Here is a 21,522-nt window from a genome sequence, read left to right on the forward strand (position 1 = left end):
CCGTTTTTTCATGAAATGCCGTAGCGGCGCAGGCGCTTGGCGATGGCCGTGTGCGAGGTGTTCAGGCGTTGGGCCAGGCGCCGGCTGGACGGGAATTCGCGGTACAGGCGCTGCAGCAGGTTCTTTTCGAAATCGGCGACGGCCGCTTCCAGGCTGGCGAAATCGCCGCTCTCGCCGGGCAGGGCCGGGGTCGCTTCCTGCGCCAGTTCGAGGTCGCCGGCCTTGATGACGTTGCCTTCGGTCATCGTCACCGCCCGGAAAATCACGTTCTGCAACTGGCGGACGTTGCCGATCCACGGGTTGGCCAGCATCGCCGCGCACGCCGCCTGGGCCAGCCGCATCGGCGGCCGCGCTGCCTGGGCGCAGGCGCGACCGAGGAAGAACTGGGCCAGCGGCAGGATGTCGCCGGGGCGTTCGCGCAGCGGCGGCACGTGCAGGTTGAGCACGTTGAGACGGAACAGCAGGTCCTGGCGGAAGTGGCCGCTGGCGACCATGGCGTCGAGCGAGCGATGAGTGGCGCTGATGATGCGCACGTTCATGCGCAGCTCGTGGTCGCCGCCGACGCGGCGGAAGCTGCCGTCGTTGAGGAAGCGCAGCAGCTTGGCCTGCAGGTAGGGCGACATCTCGCCGATTTCGTCGAGGAAGACGGTGCCGCCGTCGGCCAGTTCGAGCAGGCCGGGCTTGCCGCCGCGCAGCGCGCCGGTGAAGGCGCCGGCGGCGTAACCGAACAGTTCGCTTTCGGCCAGGCTTTCCGGCAGCGCCGCGCAGTTGAGCGCAAAGAAGGGCTGGCTGCGCCGGTTGCTGCCGGCGTGGCAGGCGTGGGCGAGCAGTTCCTTGCCGGTGCCGGTTTCGCCGGTGATCAGCAGCGGCGCATCGACGACCGCCATGCGCGCCGCGCGCTGCTTGAGCTGGAGGATTTCCGGCGAGCTGCCGAGGATCGCGTCGAAGCCGCCGGCGTCGTAGTTCTGCAGGGCGCTCATCCGTTCGCCCATGCGGCTCGGCGCATGCAGGGTGAGCACGGCGCCGGCGACGTGGCCGCCGCTCTCGTGCAGCGGCGTGGTTTCCAGCATGTAGGGCTCGCGGTTGATGACGATTTCGCAGACCGGCAGGTGATAGCCGCCGTCGATCAGGGCCTTGAGCAGTTCCGGGTTGCCGATCAGGTCCTGGATCGGGCTGCCGATCAGGCTGGCTTCGTCGATGCCGCAGGCGATGCTGGCCGCGTTGTTGGCGAGGGCGATGCGGCCGCCTGCATCGATGGCGAAGATCGGGTCGGGTTGCGAGGCGAGCAGGGTGTCGAGGTAGAGGCGGCGCTGCGCCCCCGGCAGCATGCCCAGCGGCTCGACGCTGCGGACGCCGGCGAAGTCTCGCCCGGCTACTCGGCGCCCTGGGCCGGCCCCGGCGTGCCGCTGAAGGCGATCAAGTGGCTGTTGATGCACCACAGCCCGCTGGTGATCAAGCCCATGCTCGACCCGGCGATGTGGCGCTGGGGGCTGGCCATGCTGCGCAACTGCACGGAAGCGGCCTACCAGGTGAACAAGAGCCGCATGGTGCGCGTCGCCGAATACAGCCGCGACTGCCTCAAGCAACTGCGTGCCGAAACCGGCATCGCCTACGACGAGCGCAGCCAGGGCACGCTGCAGTTGTTCCGCACCCAGAAGCAGCTCGACGGCATCGACAAGGATGTCGCCATCCTCAAGGCCTTCGGCGTTCCCTTCCAGGTGCTCGACCGCGCCGGCTATCTCGAATACGAGCCGGCGCTGGCGCCGGTCAAGGACAAGTTCGTCGGCGCCCTGCGCCTGCCCGGCGACGAAACCGGCGACTGCTTCAAGTTCACCCAGAACCTGGCCAAAATGGCCGAGGCGCTCGGCGTCAATTTCCGCTTCGGCTGCAGCATCACCGGCATCGAGCACGACGGCCGGCAGATCACCGCCATCCATACCGACCAGGGCAAGGTGCAGGCCGACCACTACGTGCTCGCCCTGGGCAGCTACTCGACGCAGATGCTGAAGCCGCTGGGCATCGACATTCCGGTCTATCCGGTCAAGGGCTTCTCGATCACGGTGCCGATCACCAACCCGGAGATGGCGCCCGAATCGACGATCATGGACGAGACGCACAAGGTCGCCGTCACCCGCCTCGGCGACCGCATCCGCGTCGGCGGCACGGCCCAGCTCTCGGGCTTCGACCTGAATCTGGACGAAGGGCGGCGCAAGACGCTGGAGTTCGTCGTCAGCGATCTCTTCCCGCAGGGCGGCGACGTTGCCCGCGCCGAATTCTGGACCGGCCTGCGGCCGATGACGCCGGACGGCACGCCGATCATCGGCAAGACCCGCTACCCCAACCTGACCCTGAGCACCGGCCACGGCACGCTCGGCTGGACGATGGCGACCGGCACCGGTCGCGTCGTCGCCGACCTGCTTTCCGGCAAGACCCCCGACATCGACGTGGACGACCTCGGCGTCGCCCGCTACGCCTGATTTCCCAACCCTGACAGAGAAAGAAAAAACATGGAGACAATGACCGGATTCATCACCGCCATCAACGACCTAGTCTGGGGACCGCCGATGCTGGTTGCCATTCTCGGCACCGGCCTCTACCTGCAGCTGCGCCTGAAGTTCATGCCGATCACCAAGATCGTTGCCGGCTTCGCCATGGTCTGGCGCGGGCGCAAGGCAGTACCCGACGCGCCCGGCGAGATCACCCCGTACGCGGCGCTGATGACGGCGCTGGCGGCTACCGTCGGTACCGGCAACATCGCCGGCGTGGCGACGGCGATTGCCGTCGGCGGACCGGGGGCGATGTTCTGGATGTGGATGACGGCGCTGGTCGGGATGGCCACCAAGTACGCCGAAGTCGTGCTCGCCGTGCATTACCGCGAGACCGACGACCGCGGCGAGCAGATCGGCGGGCCGATGTACGCGATCAAGAACGGCCTCGGCCGGCACTGGCGCTGGCTCGGTACCGCGTTTGCCATCTTCGGCGGGCTGGCCGGCTTCGGCATCGGCAACATGGTCCAGTCGAACAGCATCGCCGGCGCGCTCGACAGTGCTTTCGGCGTCAATCCCTGGGTTTCCGGCGTGATCATGGCGGCCTGTACCGGTTTCGTCCTGCTCGGCGGCGTCAAGCGCATCGGCGCCGTGGCGGAGAAGCTGGTGCCCTTCATGTGCGTTGGCTACATCGTCGCCTCGCTGATCGTGCTCGGCATCTACGCCGAACAGATTCCGGCTGCGCTGGTGCTGATCGTCGACAGCGCCTTCAACCCGGTGGCCGCCACCGGCGGCTTTGCCGGCGCGGCGGTGATGATGGCGATCCGCTACGGCGTCGCCCGCGGCATCTTCTCCAACGAAGCCGGTCTCGGCACCGCCGGCATCGCCCAGGCGGCGGGGCAGACGAAGAACCCGGTCGAATCCGGGCTGATCGGCATGATGGGCACCTTCATCGACACCATCATCGTGTGCACGATGACCGGGCTGGTGTTGATCGTCACCGGCGTCTGGAACAGCGGCCTGAAGGGCGCGGCGCTCAGCGCCGCCGGTTTCGACGCGGCTTTCCAGGGCTTCGGCGGGCAGTTCCTGGCCCTTGCCATCACCGTCTTTGCCTTCACCACCATCCTCGGCTGGGCCTACTACGGTGAGAAATGCTGGGAATACCTGGTCGGCACCGCGGTCGAAGTGCCTTACCGCGTGTTGTGGACGGTCTTCGTCCTGGTCGGCGCGGTTACCCAGCTCGATTTCGTGTGGCTGGTCGCCGACACCCTGAACGCCTTCATGGCGCTGCCCAACCTGGTGTCGCTGCTGCTGCTGGCGCCGGTCGTCGTCCGCCTGAGCCAGGAATACTGGGCGAAGCAGGAGCGCGCCCGGCAGGCGGCGCTGGCCGCGGCGCGGAGCAAGGCATGAGCGGCGACGCTTTTGCCGCCTACGGCGCCCGCCTGAGCATCGACCTTGACGCCCTCTGCGACAACTGGCGCAGCCTGCGCGGCCGCCTGGCCAGCGGCGACTGCGGCGCCGTGGTCAAGGCCGACGCCTACGGCCTGGGCGCGGCGCAGGTGGCGCCGGCGCTGTACCGCGCCGGTTGCCGCCAGTTCTTCGTCGCGCATCTCAACGAGGGCATTGCGCTGCGCCCGCTGCTGCCGGCCGACGCGACGCTGTCGGTGCTGCACGGCGCGCATCCCGGCAGCGAGGCCGAGTTTGTCCGCCACGGCCTGCAGCCGGTGCTCAACAGCCTGCCCCAGGTCGCCGCCTGGCGGGCGCTGGCCGGCCGGCTCGGCCGGCCGCTGGCGGCGATCCTCCAGATCGACACCGGGATGGCCCGGCTCGGCCTGGATGCCGCCGAGTTCGCGCAACTGCTGGCCAGCGCCGACGGTCTGGCCGGCATCGAACTGCGCTACCTGATGAGCCACCTGGTCAGCGCCGAAGACCCGGCGGCGCCGATCAACCGCCGCCAGCTCGCCGATTTCCGGGCAGCGCTGGAGCGCCTGCCCGGGGTCAGGGCCAGCCTGGCCAATTCGTCGGGGATCTTTCTCGGCGCCGACTACCATTTCGACCTCGTTCGCCCCGGCGCCGCGCTCTACGGCGTGGCGCCGGTGGCCGGCCAGCCCAACCCGCTGCGTCCGGTGGTCCGCCTGCAGGGCAAGGTGCTGCAGACGCGGCGCATCGCCGCCGGCACGGCGGTCGCTTACTCGCACACCTGGACGGCGGGCCGCGACTCGCGCCTGGCGACGCTGGCGGTCGGCTATGCCGACGGCTACCTGCGCAGCCTGAGCAATCGCGGCGTTGCCCGTTGCGATGGCGTGGCGCTGCCGCTGGTCGGCAACATCTCGATGGATACGCTGATCGTCGATATCACCGACCTGCCCGAAGGCCGGCTCGGCGAAGGCGATTACGTCGACCTGGCCGACCCGGTCAACGGCGTCGACGCCATCGCCGGCCGGGCCGGCACCATCGGCTACGAAATCCTGACCAGCCTGGGCCGCCGCTACGCGCGCAGCTATCTAGCAGCCTGTCGGACTTGACCAAGTCGGCTGCAAAAAGTGGGAAGACGGTTCATTTTCCCCCGTGTTTCTGCGCGAATAGAACGACTATTCGCTTGAAACCCGTGAAAAACTGCCCTCGTCTCCCACTTTTTTCGCTGCGACCCATCAAGTCCGACAGGCTGCTAGGCGCTGCCGAGGACGACGCCCTGGCGGCCTAGTTCGGCCAGCAGTTCGACGCCGAAATCGACCAGCTGGTCGGGGTCGGCGTACTGCAGTTCGGTGGCCAGCCGGCGGCAGGCCGCCTCGCCGCTGTGCGGGGTTTCCGCCAGCAGCGCGAGCAGGCGGGCGGTGACCGGGTTGGTCTCGCTGAAGCGGACGACGTCGTCGGCATCGCGGTAGACCAGCAACTGCGTTGCCTGCGCCTTGCGCGGTCGCCAGTCGGGGCCGATGCGGTGCACCGGCCAGGCGTAGGTGAGGTTGAACAGCACCGGGTTGAGGACGACCGTGCCGTGGCGCAGGTCGCCGGCCGGATCGTGCGGCGGGATAGGCGCGTCGGCGATGTCGGTGGCCAGCTCGACCCACTCGTAATGCGCCAGCTCGGGTAGCCAGCGCGGCAGGCGCAGGCCGGGCGTGTCGGCCAAAAAACGCATGAACTCGCGCGGGATTTCGCGGAACCAGGGTGTGCGCAGCGGCCAGTCACGGCGGAAGCGGCGCCCCAGGCGTTGCCAGCGCGCCTCGCCGAGGATGGCGCGGCAGACCGGGAAGGCGCTGTCGACAAAGCCCTGCAGGTTGTTGCCGACCAGTTCCTGATACACGCCCATGCCGCGCGCCGGCACGCCGGCCGGGCGGGGGGCGCGGTGCGGGTCGCGCAGGTGGCGGGCGAAGGCTTGCTGGAAGTTCTGGAATTCCATGTTCAGGCCGCCTTGCGCTGCTTGGCCGCGGCCTGCAGCCCGGCGATGGTTTCGACCTCAGCGGTCAACGCCGCCAGATCGGGGAAATTGAAGTCGCGTTCGAGGCAGGTCGGCACCTCGCCGCCGATGCGCGCGTAGGCATCGGCGAGCAGCGCCCACACCGGGTCGATCACCGGCGCGCCGTGGGTGTCGATGATCAGCCCGTCCGGCTCGACGTAGTGGCCGGCAACATGGACGTAGCAGGTGCGTGCCAGCGGCAGCGCGGCGAGGAATTCGTGCGCGTCGAAGCCGAAGTTGCGGCTGTTGACGTAGATGTTGTTCACGTCGAGGTGGAGCAGGCAGTCGGCGGCGTCGACCACGGCGCTAATGAACTCGGCGGCGTTCATTTCGGCGCCGGGCGGTTCGACGTAGGTCGAGGCGTTCTCGATGCCGATCTGCCGGCCGAGGATGTCCTGCGCGCGCAAGATGCGTTCGGCGGTCCAGCGCACCGCCGCCTCGGTCTGCGGGATCGGCAGCAGGTCGTAGAGCTGGCGGTCGTCGGCGCACCAGGAGAGGTGTTCGGTGTACAGCGTCATCCCGTGTTCACGCATGAAATCGCGGATGCGGTAAAGCAGCGCCTCGTCGAGCGGCCCGCTGCCGCCCAGCGACAGCGACAGGCCGTGGCAGACGAAGGGGTAGCGTTCGCTGAATTCGCGCAGTTGGCGCGCCGAACGGCCGCCCATGCCGGCCCAGTTCTCGGGCGCCAGTTCGAAGAAATCGATCGCCGCCGGCACGCCGCCCTGCAGCGGGGCGATCAGTTCGCGCCGGAAACCGAGGCCGGCGCCGTGCGGCGGGCCAGCCTCGGCGCGTTGCGGCCTGGCGGAAGCAGGGGCTGGCGGGTGGGGGAGCAGGGATGGGGGCATGGGCGTTCCTTGATGTGGGCCGGCGGCAGTCGCCGGCCCCGGGGAGGAGGGGCTTACTTGCTGGCGCCGCACTTGCCATCCGGCGTTTTCTCGCCGGACTGCTTGCTTGCCCCGCACTTGCCTTCAGCGGCCTTCTTGTCGGCGCCGCACTTGGCCTCGCCACACTTGCCGTCCTTCTTCTTCTCCGCCGCTTTCTTGCTGGCGCCACACTTGGCTTCGCCGCATTTGCCGTCCTTGCCCTTGGTGTCGGCCTGCGCCAACTGGTAACCAGCGCTCAACTGCTTGGCGGCGAAGGGGTTGTCGGCCGCATGTACGGCGGGGCTCAGGGCCAGGGCGGCGAAGGCGGAACCGATACTCAGGGAAGCGAGGGTCTGTTTTTTCATGATGATCTCCATGGAGTTGGGGTAGCCAGTACTGGCGCAAACACGGCAGAAAGCCTGCCTGCTCCTTGGTCGGGGCTGGGGGCGGGTTTCTTACAGCCCATCGCAAAAAAGTATTGGGTCCTGCTGGCAGGCAACTCGGAGGCAAAAAAAGCCCCCGGTTCCAGGCCAGGAACCGGGGGCATCGGGGTGGATTTTCAGTCGGGGATCAGCCCAGGGCCCGGTCCACCACTTCGAACACATCCCGGGACAGCTGGGGATGTTGCCGCAGGTCTTCCAGGGCGGCCCGGGCATGGGCCTGGCGGGCGGGGTCGAACTTTTTCCAGCGGTCGAAGCAGCGGGCCAGGCGGGAGGCTACCTGGGGATTCCTGGGGTCCAGGGCCTTGATCTGCTCGGCCAGGAAGCGGTAGCCGGCCCCGTCAGCGGCGTGGAAGCGCACCAGGTTGGCGCCGAAGGCCCGCAGCAAGGCGTAGACCTTGTTGGGGTTGGTGAGCTGGAAGGCCGGGTGGGCGGTGAGCTGCTGCACCCGTTCCAGGGTGTCCGGGCGGCGGCTGGTGGATTGCACGGACAGCCATTTGTCCACTACCAGGGCTTCGTCCTGCCACTGGTGGTAGAAGGCGGCCAGGGCGGCGTCCCGCTCGGGGCAGTGGGCGGCATTGACGTTGGCCAGGACCGCCAGGGCGGCGAATTGGTCGGTCATGTTGTCGGCATCCCGGAACTGGGCCTGGGCCAGGTGACGGTAGTGGGGCGTGTCCAGCTCCAGCAGGTAGGCGAGGCAGGTGTTGCGCAGGGCCCGGCGGCCGGCTTCCGCAGCGCTGGGGGTGTAGGGGCCGGTGGGAGCCAGGGTGGCGTAGAGGTCGCTGAATTCCTGCTCCAGCTCCCGGGCCAGGTGCAGGCGCAGGGCGTTGCGGGCCCCATGCAGGGCGTCGGGATTCACTTCCGGCAGGCTTTCGGCCAGGGTGCTCTCGCCGGGTAGGGTCAGGGCTTCGGCCACGCAGGCGGCGCCGCGCTGGGCCTGGGTCTGGAGCAGCAGGCGGGCGGCTTCGGTGAAGCTGGCCGGGAAGCTGGGGGTGTCTCCGGCGGCGATCCGGGCGGTGGCTTCCAGAATCAGCCGGGAGGCCAGGCGCTGTCCGGCTTCCCAGGCGTTGAAGGGATCGGATTCCCGGGCCAGAAGCAGGGTCAGCTCGGCGTCGCTGTAGGGGAAGTCCAGGATCACCGGGGCGGAGAAGTCCCGCAGCATGGAGGGGACAGGGGCTGCGTCCAGGTTTTCGAAATCGAAGCGCTGGGTTTTCTGGGTGAGTATCAGGGTACGGCTGTAGTCCTCCAGCTCCTGACCGTCCCGGGTGAACAGGGCGACGCGGATGGGGATCAGGTAGGGGGCAGCGTCGGCGGCCTTGGGGTTGGACTGGGTGAAGCTCAGGCTGTAGCGCCGGGTGGCGGCGTCGAAGCTGGCTTCGGCCCGGACCAGGGGCGTGCCGGGTTGACTGTACCAGCCCATGAACTGGCTGAAGTCGAAGCCGGAGGCGGCGGCCATGGCGTCCACGAAATCGTCGCAGGTGACGGCCTGGCCGTCGTGGCGGGCGAAGTATTCGTCCATGCCGGCCCGGAAGGCATCGCGGCCGATCAGGGTCTGGATCATGCGCACCACCTCGGCGCCTTTTTCATAGACGGTGGCGGTGTAGAAGTTGTTGATCTCCATGTAGGAGGCGGGGCGCACCGGGTGGGCCATGGGGCCGGCATCTTCGGGGAACTGGGCGGCACGCAGGTTGCGCACCTCGCGGATGCGGGCGGTCTGCCGATTGTGCAGGTCGGCGCCGAATTCCTGGTCGCGGAACACGGTGAGGCCTTCCTTCAGGGAGAGCTGGAACCAGTCCCGGCAGGTGACCCGGTTGCCGGTCCAGTTGTGGAAGTACTCGTGGGCCACGACCCGGTCGATATTCTCGAAATCCACGTCGGTGGCCACGTCGGCCCGGGCCAGCACGTATTTGGTGTTGAAGATGTTGAGGCCTTTGTTCTCCATGGCCCCCATGTTGAAGTCGCCCACGGCCACGATCATGTAGTGGTCCAGGTCGCATTCCAGGCCGAAGCGCTGTTCATCCCACGCCATGGACTTCTTCAGGGCGGCCATGGCGTGGGCGCACTGGTCCAGCTTGCCCGGTTCCACGTAGATGGCCAGCTGCACCTGGCGGCGGCTGGCGGTGCTGAAGCTGTCCTTGAGCACGTCCAGCTTGGCGGCCACCAGGGCGAACAGGTAGCAGGGCTTCTTGAAGGGGTCTTCCCAGGTGGCGTAGTGGCGGTTGCCGGCTTCGTCGCCGCTCGCCACCGGGTTGCCGTTGGCCAGCAGCACCGGGAACTGGGCCTTGTCGGCATGCAGGGTGACCCGGTAGGCGGCCATCACGTCGGGCCGGTCCAGGAACCAGGTGATGCGGCGGAAGCCCTGGGCCTCGCACTGGGTGAAGTAGCCATCCTTGCTGCGGTAGAGGCCCGAGAGCTTGGTGTTGCCGTCCGGGTGGATGAGCACCCGGGTCTCCAGGGTGAAGGTGAGGGGCAGGTCGGTGAGGATCAGCTGATCACCCTGGATCTGGTAGGGATGGGGCTGGCCATCCACCTTCACTTCCAGGGTTTCCAGCTCCTCCCCGTCCAGCGCCAGGCGGCCCTGGCCCCGGGCATCCGGGTTGCGCTGGCAGTTGAGGCGGGCGGTGACGATGGCTACGGTCTCGCTTTCCCGGGGCTGGAAGTCCACGTCCAGGTCCACCTGCTCCACCAGGTAGGCAGGGGGGGTGTAGTCCTTCAGGTAAATGGTCTGGGGGGTATCGGTTTTCATGATCGTGGGCCTCTGGGCGTGTGTGCGGCAAAGCCGGGAATGATACGCCACCCGGCCGGCGGCGCCAGGGAAGGGGGCTTGCGGGGTGGTGGGTATCATCGTATAGTGGCAAAAAATTAATATAAAACATTAAATTTTTGCCATGGAGTCTTATATGTCTGATATCGATTCGCGGCTGCGCCGCTGGGCCCGGGGCCTGGAAATGGTGGCCCTGTTGATGGTGTTCCTGCTGCCCCTGTTGACTGCCTGGTTATGGTGGCATGTGGAGTCCTGGCGGGAATGGCACCTGAGCCTGCCGGCAGCCTTCCAGATTGCCGGGGTGGCGCCGGAGCAGCTGAGCCCTTCCCAACGCCTGATGGGGTTCATGAGCAACATGCCGGCCCTGGCGGCCGGCTGCCTGGTGTTCTTCACCCTGGCGCGCATCTGCCACTGGTACCGCCAGGGAGAGTTGTTCTCGGCCCGGGTGGCCCAGGCCTACCGGCGTTTTGCCCTGGGCATGCTGGCCTGGGCCCTGGGGGAGGTGCTGGCCGGGACCCTGCTGGTGCTGGCCCTGACCCTGGACAAACCAGAGGGCCAGCGCCTCCTGTCCATCGGTATCGGCGGCGACGTGATGGCCATGGTGCTGGTGGGCCTGGCGATCCACCTGCTCGGTCAGGTGATGGAAGCCGGGCGGCGCCTGCAGGAAGAACACGCCCTTATTTTGTGAGCGGCCATGTCGATCATTCTCAACCTCGATGTCATGCTGGCGAAGCGCAAGATGCGCTCCCGGGAGCTAGCCGAAGCCATCGGCATGACCGAACAGAACCTCTCCCTGCTGAAGGGGGGCAAGGTCAAGGGGGTGCGCTTTGCCACCCTGGAGGCCATCTGCCGCCACCTGGATTGTCAGCCCGGGGACCTGCTCGAATACCGTCCCGATCAGGAGGCCTGGGATGGGGACTAGGAAAATCCTGCTGACCGGGGCGGTACTCCTGGAGCTGGCCTCCGGCCTGGGGGCCCAGGGGGGCGGGCTTCCCGAAGATGAACTGGATCTGGCGCCGCCGGTGCGGATCGAATCCCGTCCCCGGATGGCAGAGGAGGTCCGGCGTCTGCCAGGTGGGGAAACCCAGGTGGAAGTGCGCGGCCCCTGGGGACGTTACTGCCTGCGCAGCCAGCGGGACAACCCGGTGCTGGGGCCGGCCCTGGCTTCCCCCTCGGGGGAGCATCTGGCCGTGCCCGGCAACTGTCCGCCCTGAGGCCGGGGCGGGGCAGGATCGACAGCCGGATGCGAACGCGCTAAGCTCCGCGCCACGTAAGACATTTGAACAAAACATGAAGCGCGTTCTGGTGGTGGATGACAATGCGGTGAACCGCAAGCTGGCGGTGGCCATGCTCAGGAAGCGGGGCTGGGAGGCCGATGAGGCCGAGGACGGTTTCGCGGCCCTGCGCATGCTGGAGAGCACGGCCTACGATCACGTGTTGCTGGACATCAGCATGCCCGGGCTGGACGGAGAAGAGGTCTGCCGGCGCATCCGCAGCATGGCGGATACCCGGGGCCTGCACGTTGTGGCCTATACGGCCCATGCCCTGGAGTCGGAAAAGCAGCGCATCATGGCGGCCGGCTTCAACGACATCATCATCAAGCCCATGACCATGGACGTGTTGCTGACCAAACTGCCGGACTGAACGGCGCTCACCTCTGTCTTTCCCCTGAGGGCCCGCGGGGCCCTTTGCTTTTTCAGGCCAGGGGCAGCCAGAACTCGAAGCGGGCGCCGGCCCCGGGGGTGGAGACCAGGGTGATCTCGCCCCCCATCAGGGTCACCAGTTCGCGCACCAGGGCCAGGCCCAGGCCGCTGCCCCCGTGTTCCCGGGTGATGAAGCTGGAGGCCTGGCGGAACTTCTCGAAAATGATGGCCTGGGCTTCCTGGGGGATGCCGGGGCCCGTGTCCTCCACCAGGAACAGCACCCGTCCGGCCTCGCTTCGGGCGGCCAGGGTGACCTGGCCGGCGGGGGTGAATTTCACCGCGTTGTTGAGCAGGTTGTTGAGGATCTGGCGCAGCCGGGTGGCGTCCCCGTGCAGTCGGGTCGGCAGGGATGCCTCCAGATCCAGTTCCAGCTCCAGCCCCTTCTGCCGGGCGGCGCCCCGGTGCAGGCCGGCCACTTCTTCCAGCAGGCGGGGCAGGTCCATGTCCTCCGGTTCCAGGGTCATGTGCCCGGATTCGATCTTGGCCAGGTCGAGGATGTCATTGACCAGGCGCAGCAGGTGTTCGCCGCTCTGGTAGATGGTCTGGGCCTGCTCGCGGATGTCCTCGCTGGGGGCGTCCAGCTTGATCAGTTCCGAGAAGCCCAGGATGCCGTTCAAGGGGGTGCGCAGCTCGTGGGACATGCGGGCCAGGAAATCGCTCTTCATCAGGCTGGCCTGCTCGGCCTCCTGGCGGGCCTGCTCCAGGCGGGTGAAGGATTCCTGGACACTGTCGGCCATGCGGTTCAGGGCGTCGTTGAGCTGGCCCAGTTCGTCGTCGGAGGCATGGGGGAAGCGGAAGCCGTAGTCGCCCCCTTCGATGCGGCCCAGGCCCGCACTCAGGTCGGTGATGCGCCGGGTGAGCATGGAGGCGAGCCAGATGGCGATGGCCACCACCAGGGCGATCATCAGCAGGGTGGAGCCGGTCAGACTCGCGGCGGTGCGGGTCATGGAGGTTTCGATCAGGCTCCGCAGGGCGGCCTGCCGCTCCCGCATCCGGGTGGCGAATTCCTCGACCCGCTGCTGCATCAGCCTGGCCGTGTTCTGGGCTGGCTTCTGGAAGTCGTCGATGTTGGCGCCTATGGTCACGTAGCCGAAGCCCCGGGGAGTCTCGCCGTAATGGCCGGTGTAGTAGGGAATGGTGGCGGCCGTGGTGAGTTTCCAGACCCCGGTCCACAGGATCAGGAAGGAGCCGGAGCCGCCGAACTGGGTCAGGTCATGCCAGCCCTGGCACTGGGGCGCGAAATTCAGGTAGCGGCATTCCAGCCCCACCTGGCCGGCCTGGGTCAAGGCCTTGGCGGGTTTCTTGTCGCGGCTCTGGTGATCGAAGGGGGGCACGCCAGCCAGGTATTCCCGCAGGGGCTTGCCGCTCTGCTGCCAGCCCTCGTGAATGGAGGCCTCCAGCCAGGGCACCGCGTATTCCCCGGTGTCCGGGTCGAAGCCCACCACCGAATGGTGCCGGGGATGGGCGATGGAGCGGTCCTGGTAATCCCAGATGAAGGCATAGTTGCCGTTGGTGGCATCGGCAATGGGGGTGTAGCGGCCATCGGTGGGCATCAGGTTGTCGGTGAAGCTCATCACGTGGCTATGGTCCAGGGCCAGGGTCACGTAACCCGTGATCTGGCCGTTCCGGAGCACCGGCGTGGCCCAGCGGATGATGCCCTGGAAGCGCCGTCCCAGGGGGTTTTCCCGGCCCGCGTAGGCTTCCTTTTCCGGCTCGTAGGGAAGGCCCAGGCTCTTGGCTTTTTCCGGGGTCACCGGCCCGATGATGCGGGAGGGCACGTAGGGGCCGATCACGTCGGAGACATGGATTTCCCCGGGCTTCAGGTTTTTCAGGTGGGTGAAGTAGGTTTCCGCCCGGGCGTAGGTGTTTTCCTTCTTCGAGACATCCCGGAGTTCCCGGGGCAGCAGGTTGGTGGCGCTGACCTTGAGCTTTTCTCGGCCATCCAGGCCCACGAAGGTGATTTCATGGAACAGGGGGGCGCTGCGGTCGCGCAGCACGGCCTCCGGCGGGCGGTAGTGGAAGTCCTGGCGGTTTTCCGCATTGCTGGCTTCCACCCGCCGGTAGGGCACGGTGCGGCTCTGGCGCGGCAGCCAGGATTTGCCATCGGCGGCCAGCTCCCACTGGCCCTGGTCCACCAGCTTGCGGGTGCGGTGCTGGAGAAAGTCCCGGTAGGCCTTTTCCGTGGGCTCCAGCTGGGCGGCCAGCAGCAGGTCCTGGTCCCGGTCGTGGAGGAAGTCGGCCACTGCCCGGGCCGTATCGGTGGTGAGCCGTTCCAGTTCCTCCCGGGCCCGGTCGTTGAGGGCCTTTTCCGCCTCCCGGGAGAAGGTCTTGCCCATGTCGGCCACGGTACTGCCCACTTCCTGGCTCAGGGTTTCGGTTTCTTCCGAAACCTGACCGCCCAGGTGGGTGACCCCCTCCCAGGCCAGGAGCGCCAGTAGCACCAGGGGAATGACCTTGATCAGCACGAAGAGCAGGATCAGCTTGGCCCGGATGCCCAGGCGGCGCAGGGAGGCGGGAGGATTCATGGACGGATGCGCTCGATCTGGGCGGGAATCTCGGGGGCGGGCAGGGGACGGCTGAAGTAGTAGCCCTGGATCGTGGTGCAGCCCCGGGACTTGAGCCATTCATACTGGGCCTGGGTCTCTACCCCTTCGGCCACGGTTTCCAGGTTCAGTTGCCGGGCCATGGCCAGGATGGTGCTGACGATGGCGGCATCCTCGCTCTTTTCCGTCAGGTGGCGCACGAAGGACTGGTCGATCTTCAGCTTGTGCACCGGCAGGCGGCGCAGGTAGGCCAGGCTGGAATAGCCGGTGCCGAAATCGTCGATGGACAGCTCCAGGCCCAGGGCGCGCAGCTGGTGCACGGTTTCCAGGGTTTCCTCCACATCCTGGATGAGGATGGATTCGGTCAGTTCCAGTTCCAGCCGGGCCGGGTCCAGTCCGGTTTCCTCCAGGGCTTCGCGCACCGTGGCCACCAGGTCGCCGCGCTTGAACTGGACCGAGGACAGGTTCACCGCCACCCGCAGGGGCAGGCCCAGGTCCTGCCAGTGGCGTGCCTGGCGGCAGGCTTCCTGGAGCACCCAGGCGCCCAGGGGAACGATCAGGCCGCTTTCTTCCGCCAGGGGAATGAACTGGGCCGGGGAGATCATCCCCTGTTCCGGATGGGGCCAGCGCAGCAGGGCCTCCACCCCGCACACCTGGCCGGCCTCGGCCCGCACCAGGGGCTGGTAATGGAGCTGGAACTGGCCCTGGGCCAGGGCTTCGCGCAGGGAGTTTTCCAGCTGCAGGCGGGCCAGGGCATCGGAATTCATCTCCGCCCGGTAGAAGCGCAGGGTGTTGCGCCCGCTCTCCTTGGCCTGACGCATGGCCGAATCGGCCCGGGGCAGGAGTTCGGCGAAGCTGCGTCCGTCGTCCGGATAGAGGGCCAGGCCCAGGGAGGCGGAAATCTGGATGTCCTGGCCTTCCCTGTGGAAGGGTTCGGTGAGCACCTGCAGCAGGCGCTGGGCCTGCTGGCCGGCACAGCTGGCATCCTCCACCTCGCTCAGGAGGATCAGGAATTCGTCCCCTCCCTGGCGGCAGAGCACGTTGGCCTGGCCCAGGCTGGTTTCCAGGCGGCGGGCCGCCTGCACCAGCAGGGCGTCGCCCACGGCGTGGCCGAGGGAATCGTTGATGGTCTTGAACCGGTCCAGGTTGAGGAGGGCCACGGCGGCCTTGCGTCCCTGGCCGGCGGCCATGCCCAGGGCCTGATCAGTACGCCCCTGGAACAGCACCCGGTTGGGCAGCCCGGTGAGGGGGTCGTGGCTGGCCAGGTAGTCGATGCGGGATTCGGCTTCCTTGCGTTCCGTGAGGTCGGAGATGATGGCCACGTAGTGGGTGATGCGCCCCCCGTCGCTGACCGGGGAGAGGCTGAGCCATTCCGGATAGCGTTCGCCGGACTTGCGCTGGTTCCAGATTTCTCCCTGCCAGCGCCCCCCGGGCGGCAGGCGCAGCCATTCTTCCTTGTGCTCCTGGTCCAGGAATGCTGCCGGGCGCCCCAGGGTTTCCTCGGGAGTGAAGCCGGTGATCTGGGTGTAGGCCTGGTTCACCGACTGGACCCGGAAGCTGGCGTCGGTGATGGCGATGGCGTTGGGGCTGTCATCGTAGACGTGGGCCGCCAGTTTCAGGGCTTCCTCGGTTTCCTTGATGCGGCTGATGTCGCTCAGCATGGCGAAGGAGCCCTGGAAGCTGCCGTCCTCGGCCAGCATCGGCGAAGCGGACACCAGACACCAGAGGGTGCTGCCATCGGCGCGCAGGAAACGGCGTTCGTACACCGCTCCCTTGCCCGCCAGGCGCAGGTCCATCTGGCGCTGGTGGTCGGCTATTTCCTCGGGGGGAATGAAGTCGATCACCGGATGCCCGAGCATCTGCTCCAGGGCAAAGCCCAGCATGGCGCAGGTGCGCTGGTTGGCGTAGGTGACCCGCAGCCCGCCGTCGAAGATCCAGACCCCTTCCAGGGTGGTTTCGATCATGCGCCGGAAGCGGGCGTCAGCGTCCTGCAGGGCCAGGTCCATGCGCCGGCGGCGCAGGATCTGCCAGGCTTCGTGGGCGATGTAGCGGGCCTGGCGGGCATCGTCCTCGTCGAAGCCCTGGGGCTTGTCGCCCAGTTCCAGGCGCAGGCAGGGGCTGCCCTGTTCCTCGATGTCGATCCGGCATTCATGGTGGGGCCGGCCTTGCTGGCAGGCGGGTTGTAGTGCTTCACCCCCGGGCGGGCGGACCAGGATGCGGCCGGACTGGCAGGCACACAGGTCCATGGCCAGTTTCAGGGCACTGGCGAGGCGCTCGCCTTCGCTCTGGCCGGCGCTGCCCGCATGAAGATTGAACAGGGCCTGGGCCAGGGCCCGTTCCCGTTCCACCCGTTGCTGGGCCTGGTCTTCCGCGTCGAGCAGGGTGTTCAGGGCGCGGCCGAGCATGCCGATCTCGTCGTCGGCCTGGACGGGGATGCGCACGCCGTCATCACCCCGGGCCCGCAGGGCCACGGCTTCAGCCATGGTTTCCACCGGGGCGATCACGTGGCGGCGCAGCAGGCGCCAGGTGAACAGGGCGCCCAGGCCCAGCACCAGGGCCATGGCCAGGAGCAGGATGATCATGCTCTGGCGCTGGCTGGCGCGGATCGGGCCCGCATCCAGCACCACCGAGACGGCACCCCGGATCGGCTGGCCCGTGGCCTGGCTGGTATTGGTCAGGGAAATTTCGCCCACGAACTGCCATTCGGGCGGATCGTCCCGCTGCAGGGCTAGGCGGCCGCCTTCCCGCAGCACCTGGCGCAGGGGCTTGATTTCCTCCTGCTGGGGAATGTCGTCGAGACTCTTGCCCAGCCAGGCATGCCGGGTGCTGGCGACGATGCGGATGGGGCTGGAGAGGGCGACGCTGATACCCTTGATCTGCCGCTCGCCCCCGATCACCGTGATCTGGCGCTGCAGCTCCAGAGGGTCCCGGGAGACTTCCAGGGCCCCCTGGATGGCTTCCAGGATGGTCTGGGCCTGGTGCTCGGTCTGGCGGACCAGCATGCGCTGGTTCTGGATCAGGACCAGCAGGGTGACGGCCAGGAAGAACAGGCAGACCAGGATCAGCAGGGGCACCAGCAGGATGTGGCGCAGGGTTTTCTGGGCGGGTGCCGGTGGGGTCATGGCTGCAGGCTCCGGCGCAGGATGGCGGGGGTGGCGAGGCCGCCTTCTGCCATCTTAAGGGTCATGCCTCCATCCCGCAGGGCCTGGAGGGTCTCGAACAGGGTCAGGTCCACCCGCCCTCCGGGTTCGAACAGGGGGGCCTGCTCTGCCAGGGGCAGCAGTTTCAGGCCCCCCATGTCCCGCTCGAAATCGTCCCGCTGCCGACCCGTGCGGGCCGCCATGCGGGCATAGGCATCGTCGGGATGCCGGACGGTGTACTCCCGGGCCATCTCGAAGCCCCGCACCAGGGCGGCCAGTTCCCCGGGCCGCTGTTCGATCAGCTCCCGGCGGGCGTAGAGCAGGTCGATGATGGCGTCCGGAACCCTGCTGCTGTCGAACAGGACCCGGGCCTTGCCGGGACCTTGGGCCAGCAGTTCGTCGGCCACCGGGGGATAGACCACCACCGCGTCCACCTCGCCCCGCTGGAAGGCGCCGGGCATGCTGGCCTGGGCCATGGGCAGCATCTGCACTTCCTGGAGCTTCATCCCGGCCGAGGCCAGGGCCAGGTAGAGGAGCAGCAGGTTGAGGCTACCGGGCTCCACGGCCACCTTCCGCCCCTTGAGGACCTCCAGTCGCTCCAGGGCCGGATGGGCGATCAGGTAATCGGCACCTATGGAGATGTTGGTGAGGAAAAAAGCTTGTACGGGCAAGCCCAGGGTGGCGCCGGCGGTGAGCAGTTCCACTGCCGTGCCGGCAGCCACGTCGATCTGCTGGCGTTCAAAGGCTCTGCGGCTGTCACCCAGGGATGTGAATTCCACCAGTTGCAGATTCAGCCCCAGTTCCTGGTAGTAACCCAGTTGCTCGGCCAGCTTGAAGAGTTCGTAGCCGGGCCAGGGGTTGAAGCCCAGGCGCAGGGCGCTGGGCTGGGACAGCTGGCAGCCGCCCGCCAGCAGCGTCAGGGCTGGCAGGCTGGCGAGAAAGGCGCGGCGTCCGTTGTTGTTGTGTGTGGCATCGCCCGGCATGGCGAGGCTCCCTGTCGTTTGTGAGTGTCTCCGAAACCCCTGGCAGCTTAAAGCCTAGGTCCCGGGCACGGCAAGCCGCATGCTTTCCGGCCCCGGGGGGGCCTGGCCCACATGGGCGAGCAGCCACTGGCCGGCGATCCGGGCGGCGGTTTCGAAATGGGGTGGGGCGCTGAACTCCCGGTCCGCGTCGGGAATGATCTGCAGCTTGCAGTGCCGGTGGGTCTTGTCCTGGCAGCGCAGCCCCGAGGCCTGGCCCTGGGGGTCGTCGGCGCCGAACAGCAGCAGGGTCGGGCATAGCAGGGTTTCCAGGTAGAAGGCGCCCGCCTGGTCCGGCAGCCCGCCCCGGCAGACCAGGGCCTGCACCTGGGCATCCCGCTGGGCTGCGGCGCGCAGGGCGGCCGGTACGGCGCTGCCCGCTGCCAGGATGCCGCAGGGCAGGGCAGCCGTCAGACTTTCCTGGTGCAGCCAGGCCAGGGCATCGAGGATGCGCTGGGTGAGCAGAGGCACGTTGCCGTACAGATCGCTGCCCTGGGCGTCCCGGAAGCTGACCAGATTGAGCAGCAGGGTGGCAAAGCCGTGCTCTTCCTGGATGCGGGCGGCGAATTCATGGCGGCAGCCCGGGTGGATGCCACCGGTCTGGGGCAGCAGGATCAGCCCCCGGGGGGCATCGGGCAGGCAGAGGCTGGCCCGCAGGGGCTGGCGGCCGGAGGTGATGGCGATTTCCTGGGGGATCATGGGGGCGCAAGGTGAACGGGGGAAGGGGCCACATTATGGCGGTCCCGGGCGCTGGCAAAGCGGCCGGGCAAGGGGGTATGGCAGTGGGGGCAGCGGCCGGCGGGGTCCAGAGCGTAGGTCAGGACCTGCTGCCAGTCCCGCTGGATCAGGGGGCGCTGGCAGCCGGCGCAGCGGGTGGTGCCGCCTTCCCGGTCATGGACATTGCCGGTGTAGACGAAATGAAGACCAGCGGCCAGGGCCTGTTCCCGGGCCCGGCTCAGGGTGGCGGCCGGGGTGGCGGGCACTTCCTGCATGCGTCCGGCCCCGTGGAAGGCGGTGAAATGCAGGGGCACTTCCGGGCCCAGCTGTTCCGCCACCCAGGCACAGAGGGCTTCGATTTCCGCCGGGCTGTCGTTGTGGCCGGGAATGAGCAGGGTGGTGAGCTCCAGCCAGCAGGCAGTTTCCCGGTGGATGTAGACCAGGGTGTCCAGCACCGGCTGCAGGTGGCCGGCGCAGAGCCTGTGGTAGAAATCGTCGGTGAAGGCTTTGAGATCCACATTAGCCGCATCCATGGCCGGGAAGAACTCCCGGGCCGGCTCCCGGTGGATGTAGCCGGCCGTCACCGCCACGTTCAGGAGACCCGCCTCCCGGCAGGCCCGGGCCGTGTCGAGGACGTACTCGGCAGAGATCACCGGGTCGTTGTAGGTATAGGCCACGGAGCGGGCCTGCCGGGCCAGGGCGGTGCGCACGATGCGCTCGGGGCTGGCGGTTTGCAGTTCCTCCTCCTGGGCCCGGGCATGGGAGATTTCCCAGTTCTGGCAGAACTTGCAGGACAGGTTGCAGCCGGCGGTGCCGAAGGAAAGCACGCTGCTGCCCGGGTAGAAATGGTTCAGGGGTTTCTTTTCGATGGGATCCAGGCAGAAGCCCGAAGAGCGGCCATAAACCGTGAGCTGCATCTGCCCGCCGACGGCCATGCGGGTGAAGCAGGCGCCCCGCTGGCCTTCGTGCAGCTGGCAGTCCCGGGGGCAGAGGTCGCATTGCAGGCGACCGTCGGGCAGGGGGTGCCACCAGCGGGCGGTGGCGTTCATGCTTCCCTCCATTTCCGGACCTGGTAACGCCAGCAGCGCAGGTCCGGGCCCCAGTAATCTCCGGGCAGGCCCGCCTTGCGGCGCAGTTGCAGGAGGAAGTCGCGGCCATCGGGCAGCTGTTCCCAGACCTGGGGCAGGAAGGTGGCCCGGCGTGGGCCGGCAGCCAGGATCAGGCCATCCACCCCGGGGCGGAGCTGGGCCAGGAGTTCCGCTTCCGAGCCGGCCGCCAGGGCTTCGTGGGGGCCGAGCAGGGAGACCTCCACCTGGATGTCGGGCCATTCCCCGGCGCTCACCGGCGCGAAACGTGGGTCCCGGAAGGCCGCCGCCCGGGCATTCTCGGTGACGTCCAGGACCAGGGGACGGTGGGCTTCCAGGCTGCCAATGCAGCCGCGCAGGGCGCCTGCCTGGCTCAGGGTCACGAAACAGGCGCCCGGCGCTTCCAGGGCGGCCGGGGTGACGGGCGGCTCGCCGGCCAGCCCCAGGCGTTCGGCGATGGCCCAGCGGGCGTGGGCGAGCAGGGCGGGACCCAGGGACTGTTCAGTCATGGCTGGCCTCCGGCAGCAAGGCAAAGGCCCCATAGCCCACCACCCGTTGCAGGTCCCGGGTGGTCTGGCCGGAGTTGCACAGTTCCAGGCAGTGGGCCTGCAGGTGGTGACGCCGGGCCGAGCGCAGCAGGCCGTTGATGGGCATGGCGCCGCAGGCCTGTTCGCCCCGCAGGCTGGTTTCCAGGTCCAGGATGCGCCGGGCCGTGTCCTGATCCCGGGGGCGGGCTTCCCGGTCGGGAAGAAAGTGGGACAGGTCGGAGCTCACTACCACCAGGGTTTCCGGCCCGCCCCAGAGCCGGTCCAGGACCTCGGCCACGGCTTCTGCATCGGCCTGGCCCACCACCAGGGGCAGCAGCTGGAACGTTTCCAGGACGCATTGCAGGAAGGGGAGCTGCACTTCCAGGGCGTGTTCCAGGAGGTGGGGTTGATCGCTGACGCCCACCTGGGGCAGGTCCTGGAGTCTCTCCTGGGCGGTCTGGTCCAGGGGCACGCTGCCCAGGGGCGAGGCAAAACTGCTCCAGGGCGGAAGGGCCAGTCCCTGCAGCGGGACCCGGTGGCTGGGGCCCAGCAGCACCACCCGGGTGATGCGGCTGCGCCAGGGGAGCAGCGGGGCGTAGGCCAGGGCGGCGGTGGCGCCGGAATAGAGATAGCCCGCGTGGGGCACGATCAGGGCCTTGGGTTGCCGGGGCAGGGCCTGGGGCCGGGCTGCGGCGAGCAGGTCTTCCACCTGCTGGCGCAACTGGCCGGGATCGGCCGGATAAAACGTGCCGGCGACGGCGGGGGGACGGATGCTGGCCAT

Annotated in this window: 19 protein-coding genes; 7 read left to right on the forward strand and 12 right to left on the reverse strand. The window is 68.0% G+C overall.

Features of this window, described 5'->3' with window-relative positions:
* Positions 1 to 8: 8 nt before the first annotated feature.
* On the reverse strand, positions 9 to 1,328 hold the full coding sequence (locus G474_RS20905) for a sigma 54-interacting transcriptional regulator (RefSeq protein WP_245589374.1): 1,320 nt from the start codon (positions 1,326 to 1,328) through the stop codon (positions 9 to 11).
* On the opposite strand from G474_RS20905, the gene G474_RS20910 reads away from it, so the two are divergent.
* Genes G474_RS20910 through alr form a run of 3 tightly spaced genes read left to right on the forward strand, consistent with a single transcriptional unit; the run spans position 1,275 to position 5,011 of the window.
* Positions 1,275 to 2,477: a D-amino acid dehydrogenase gene (locus tag G474_RS20910; protein ID WP_245589375.1), complete on the forward strand. Its 1,203-nt coding sequence runs from the start codon at positions 1,275 to 1,277 to the stop codon at positions 2,475 to 2,477. The two genes, G474_RS20905 and G474_RS20910, sit on opposite strands and share 54 nt — an antisense overlap.
* A 30-nt stretch (positions 2,478 to 2,507) precedes the next feature.
* Complete coding sequence (locus G474_RS20915; RefSeq protein WP_043464552.1) at positions 2,508 to 3,896, forward strand: alanine/glycine:cation symporter family protein; 1,389 nt, start codon at positions 2,508 to 2,510, stop codon at positions 3,894 to 3,896.
* Positions 3,893 to 5,011, forward strand: coding sequence for an alanine racemase (alr, locus tag G474_RS0114320; RefSeq protein WP_026687580.1), 1,119 nt, complete (start codon positions 3,893 to 3,895; stop codon positions 5,009 to 5,011). The genes G474_RS20915 and alr overlap by 4 nt, the downstream gene beginning before the upstream one ends.
* Positions 5,012 to 5,154: 143 nt before the next feature.
* Here alr and G474_RS0114325 read toward each other — a convergent pair whose 3' ends face one another.
* The 4 genes from G474_RS0114325 to pepN all read right to left on the reverse strand — a co-directional run bounded on the left by G474_RS0114325 (position 5,155) and on the right by pepN (position 9,989).
* On the reverse strand, positions 5,155 to 5,883 hold the full coding sequence (locus tag G474_RS0114325) for an HvfC family RiPP maturation protein (protein ID WP_043464554.1): 729 nt from the start codon (positions 5,881 to 5,883) through the stop codon (positions 5,155 to 5,157).
* 2 nt (positions 5,884 to 5,885) lie between these two features.
* Positions 5,886 to 6,785: an HvfB family MNIO-type RiPP peptide maturase gene (locus tag G474_RS20920; RefSeq protein WP_084513780.1), complete on the reverse strand. Its 900-nt coding sequence runs from the start codon at positions 6,783 to 6,785 to the stop codon at positions 5,886 to 5,888.
* A 53-nt stretch (positions 6,786 to 6,838) separates the two neighbouring features.
* Complete coding sequence (locus tag G474_RS0114335) at positions 6,839 to 7,168, reverse strand: HvfA family oxazolone/thioamide-modified RiPP metallophore (protein ID WP_043464609.1); 330 nt, start codon at positions 7,166 to 7,168, stop codon at positions 6,839 to 6,841.
* A gap of 205 nt (positions 7,169 to 7,373) precedes the next feature.
* A complete protein-coding gene (gene pepN, locus G474_RS0114340; RefSeq protein ID WP_026687583.1) occupies positions 7,374 to 9,989 on the reverse strand; it encodes an aminopeptidase N in 2,616 nt (871 codons plus the stop codon).
* A gap of 154 nt (positions 9,990 to 10,143) precedes the next feature.
* Between pepN and G474_RS0114345 the strand changes: the two genes are divergently transcribed.
* The 4 genes from G474_RS0114345 to G474_RS0114360 all read left to right on the forward strand — a co-directional run bounded on the left by G474_RS0114345 (position 10,144) and on the right by G474_RS0114360 (position 11,651).
* A complete protein-coding gene (locus G474_RS0114345) occupies positions 10,144 to 10,695 on the forward strand; it encodes a DUF2975 domain-containing protein (RefSeq protein WP_026687584.1) in 552 nt (183 codons plus the stop codon).
* Positions 10,696 to 10,701: 6 nt separating this feature from the next.
* Positions 10,702 to 10,929: a helix-turn-helix domain-containing protein gene (locus tag G474_RS0114350; RefSeq protein ID WP_026687585.1), complete on the forward strand. Its 228-nt coding sequence runs from the start codon at positions 10,702 to 10,704 to the stop codon at positions 10,927 to 10,929.
* Complete coding sequence (locus tag G474_RS0114355; RefSeq protein ID WP_026687586.1) at positions 10,919 to 11,221, forward strand: hypothetical protein; 303 nt, start codon at positions 10,919 to 10,921, stop codon at positions 11,219 to 11,221. The genes G474_RS0114350 and G474_RS0114355 overlap by 11 nt, the downstream gene beginning before the upstream one ends.
* 76 nt (positions 11,222 to 11,297) lie before the next feature.
* Positions 11,298 to 11,651 carry a response regulator gene (locus G474_RS0114360; RefSeq protein WP_026687587.1) on the forward strand — a complete coding sequence of 118 codons (354 nt, stop codon included), beginning with the start codon at positions 11,298 to 11,300 and terminating at the stop codon, positions 11,649 to 11,651.
* A 52-nt stretch (positions 11,652 to 11,703) separates the two neighbouring features.
* Here G474_RS0114360 and G474_RS0114365 read toward each other — a convergent pair whose 3' ends face one another.
* The 7 genes from G474_RS0114365 to amrB are packed head-to-tail and all read right to left on the reverse strand — an operon-like array spanning position 11,704 to position 21,522.
* A complete protein-coding gene (locus G474_RS0114365) occupies positions 11,704 to 14,235 on the reverse strand; it encodes a sensor histidine kinase (protein WP_026687588.1) in 2,532 nt (843 codons plus the stop codon).
* Positions 14,232 to 17,375 carry an EAL domain-containing protein gene (locus G474_RS22180; RefSeq protein WP_051282312.1) on the reverse strand — a complete coding sequence of 1,048 codons (3,144 nt, stop codon included), beginning with the start codon at positions 17,373 to 17,375 and terminating at the stop codon, positions 14,232 to 14,234. The genes G474_RS0114365 and G474_RS22180 overlap by 4 nt, the downstream gene beginning before the upstream one ends.
* Positions 17,372 to 18,376, reverse strand: a complete 1,005-nt coding sequence (locus tag G474_RS20930; RefSeq protein WP_051282313.1) for an ABC transporter substrate-binding protein — start codon at positions 18,374 to 18,376, stop codon at positions 17,372 to 17,374. The genes G474_RS22180 and G474_RS20930 overlap by 4 nt, the downstream gene beginning before the upstream one ends.
* A 54-nt stretch (positions 18,377 to 18,430) precedes the next feature.
* Positions 18,431 to 19,111: a dienelactone hydrolase family protein gene (locus G474_RS22185; protein WP_051282314.1), complete on the reverse strand. Its 681-nt coding sequence runs from the start codon at positions 19,109 to 19,111 to the stop codon at positions 18,431 to 18,433.
* The gene (amrS, locus tag G474_RS20940; RefSeq protein WP_211228120.1) at positions 19,108 to 20,178 is read right to left on the reverse strand and encodes an AmmeMemoRadiSam system radical SAM enzyme; all 1,071 of its coding nucleotides are present in this window, start codon (positions 20,176 to 20,178) and stop codon (positions 19,108 to 19,110) included. Before amrS ends, G474_RS22185 begins: the two co-directional genes overlap by 4 nt.
* Entirely contained in the window at positions 20,175 to 20,723 is a 549-nt protein-coding gene (amrA, locus tag G474_RS0114390) for an AmmeMemoRadiSam system protein A (protein ID WP_026687589.1), read from the reverse strand. The genes amrS and amrA overlap by 4 nt, the downstream gene beginning before the upstream one ends.
* Complete coding sequence (gene amrB, locus G474_RS0114395; protein ID WP_026687590.1) at positions 20,716 to 21,522, reverse strand: AmmeMemoRadiSam system protein B; 807 nt, start codon at positions 21,520 to 21,522, stop codon at positions 20,716 to 20,718. The genes amrA and amrB overlap by 8 nt, the downstream gene beginning before the upstream one ends.

It is taken from the genome of Azovibrio restrictus DSM 23866, assembly GCF_000429665.1.
Taxonomy (GTDB): Bacteria; Pseudomonadota; Gammaproteobacteria; order Burkholderiales; family Rhodocyclaceae; genus Azovibrio; species Azovibrio restrictus.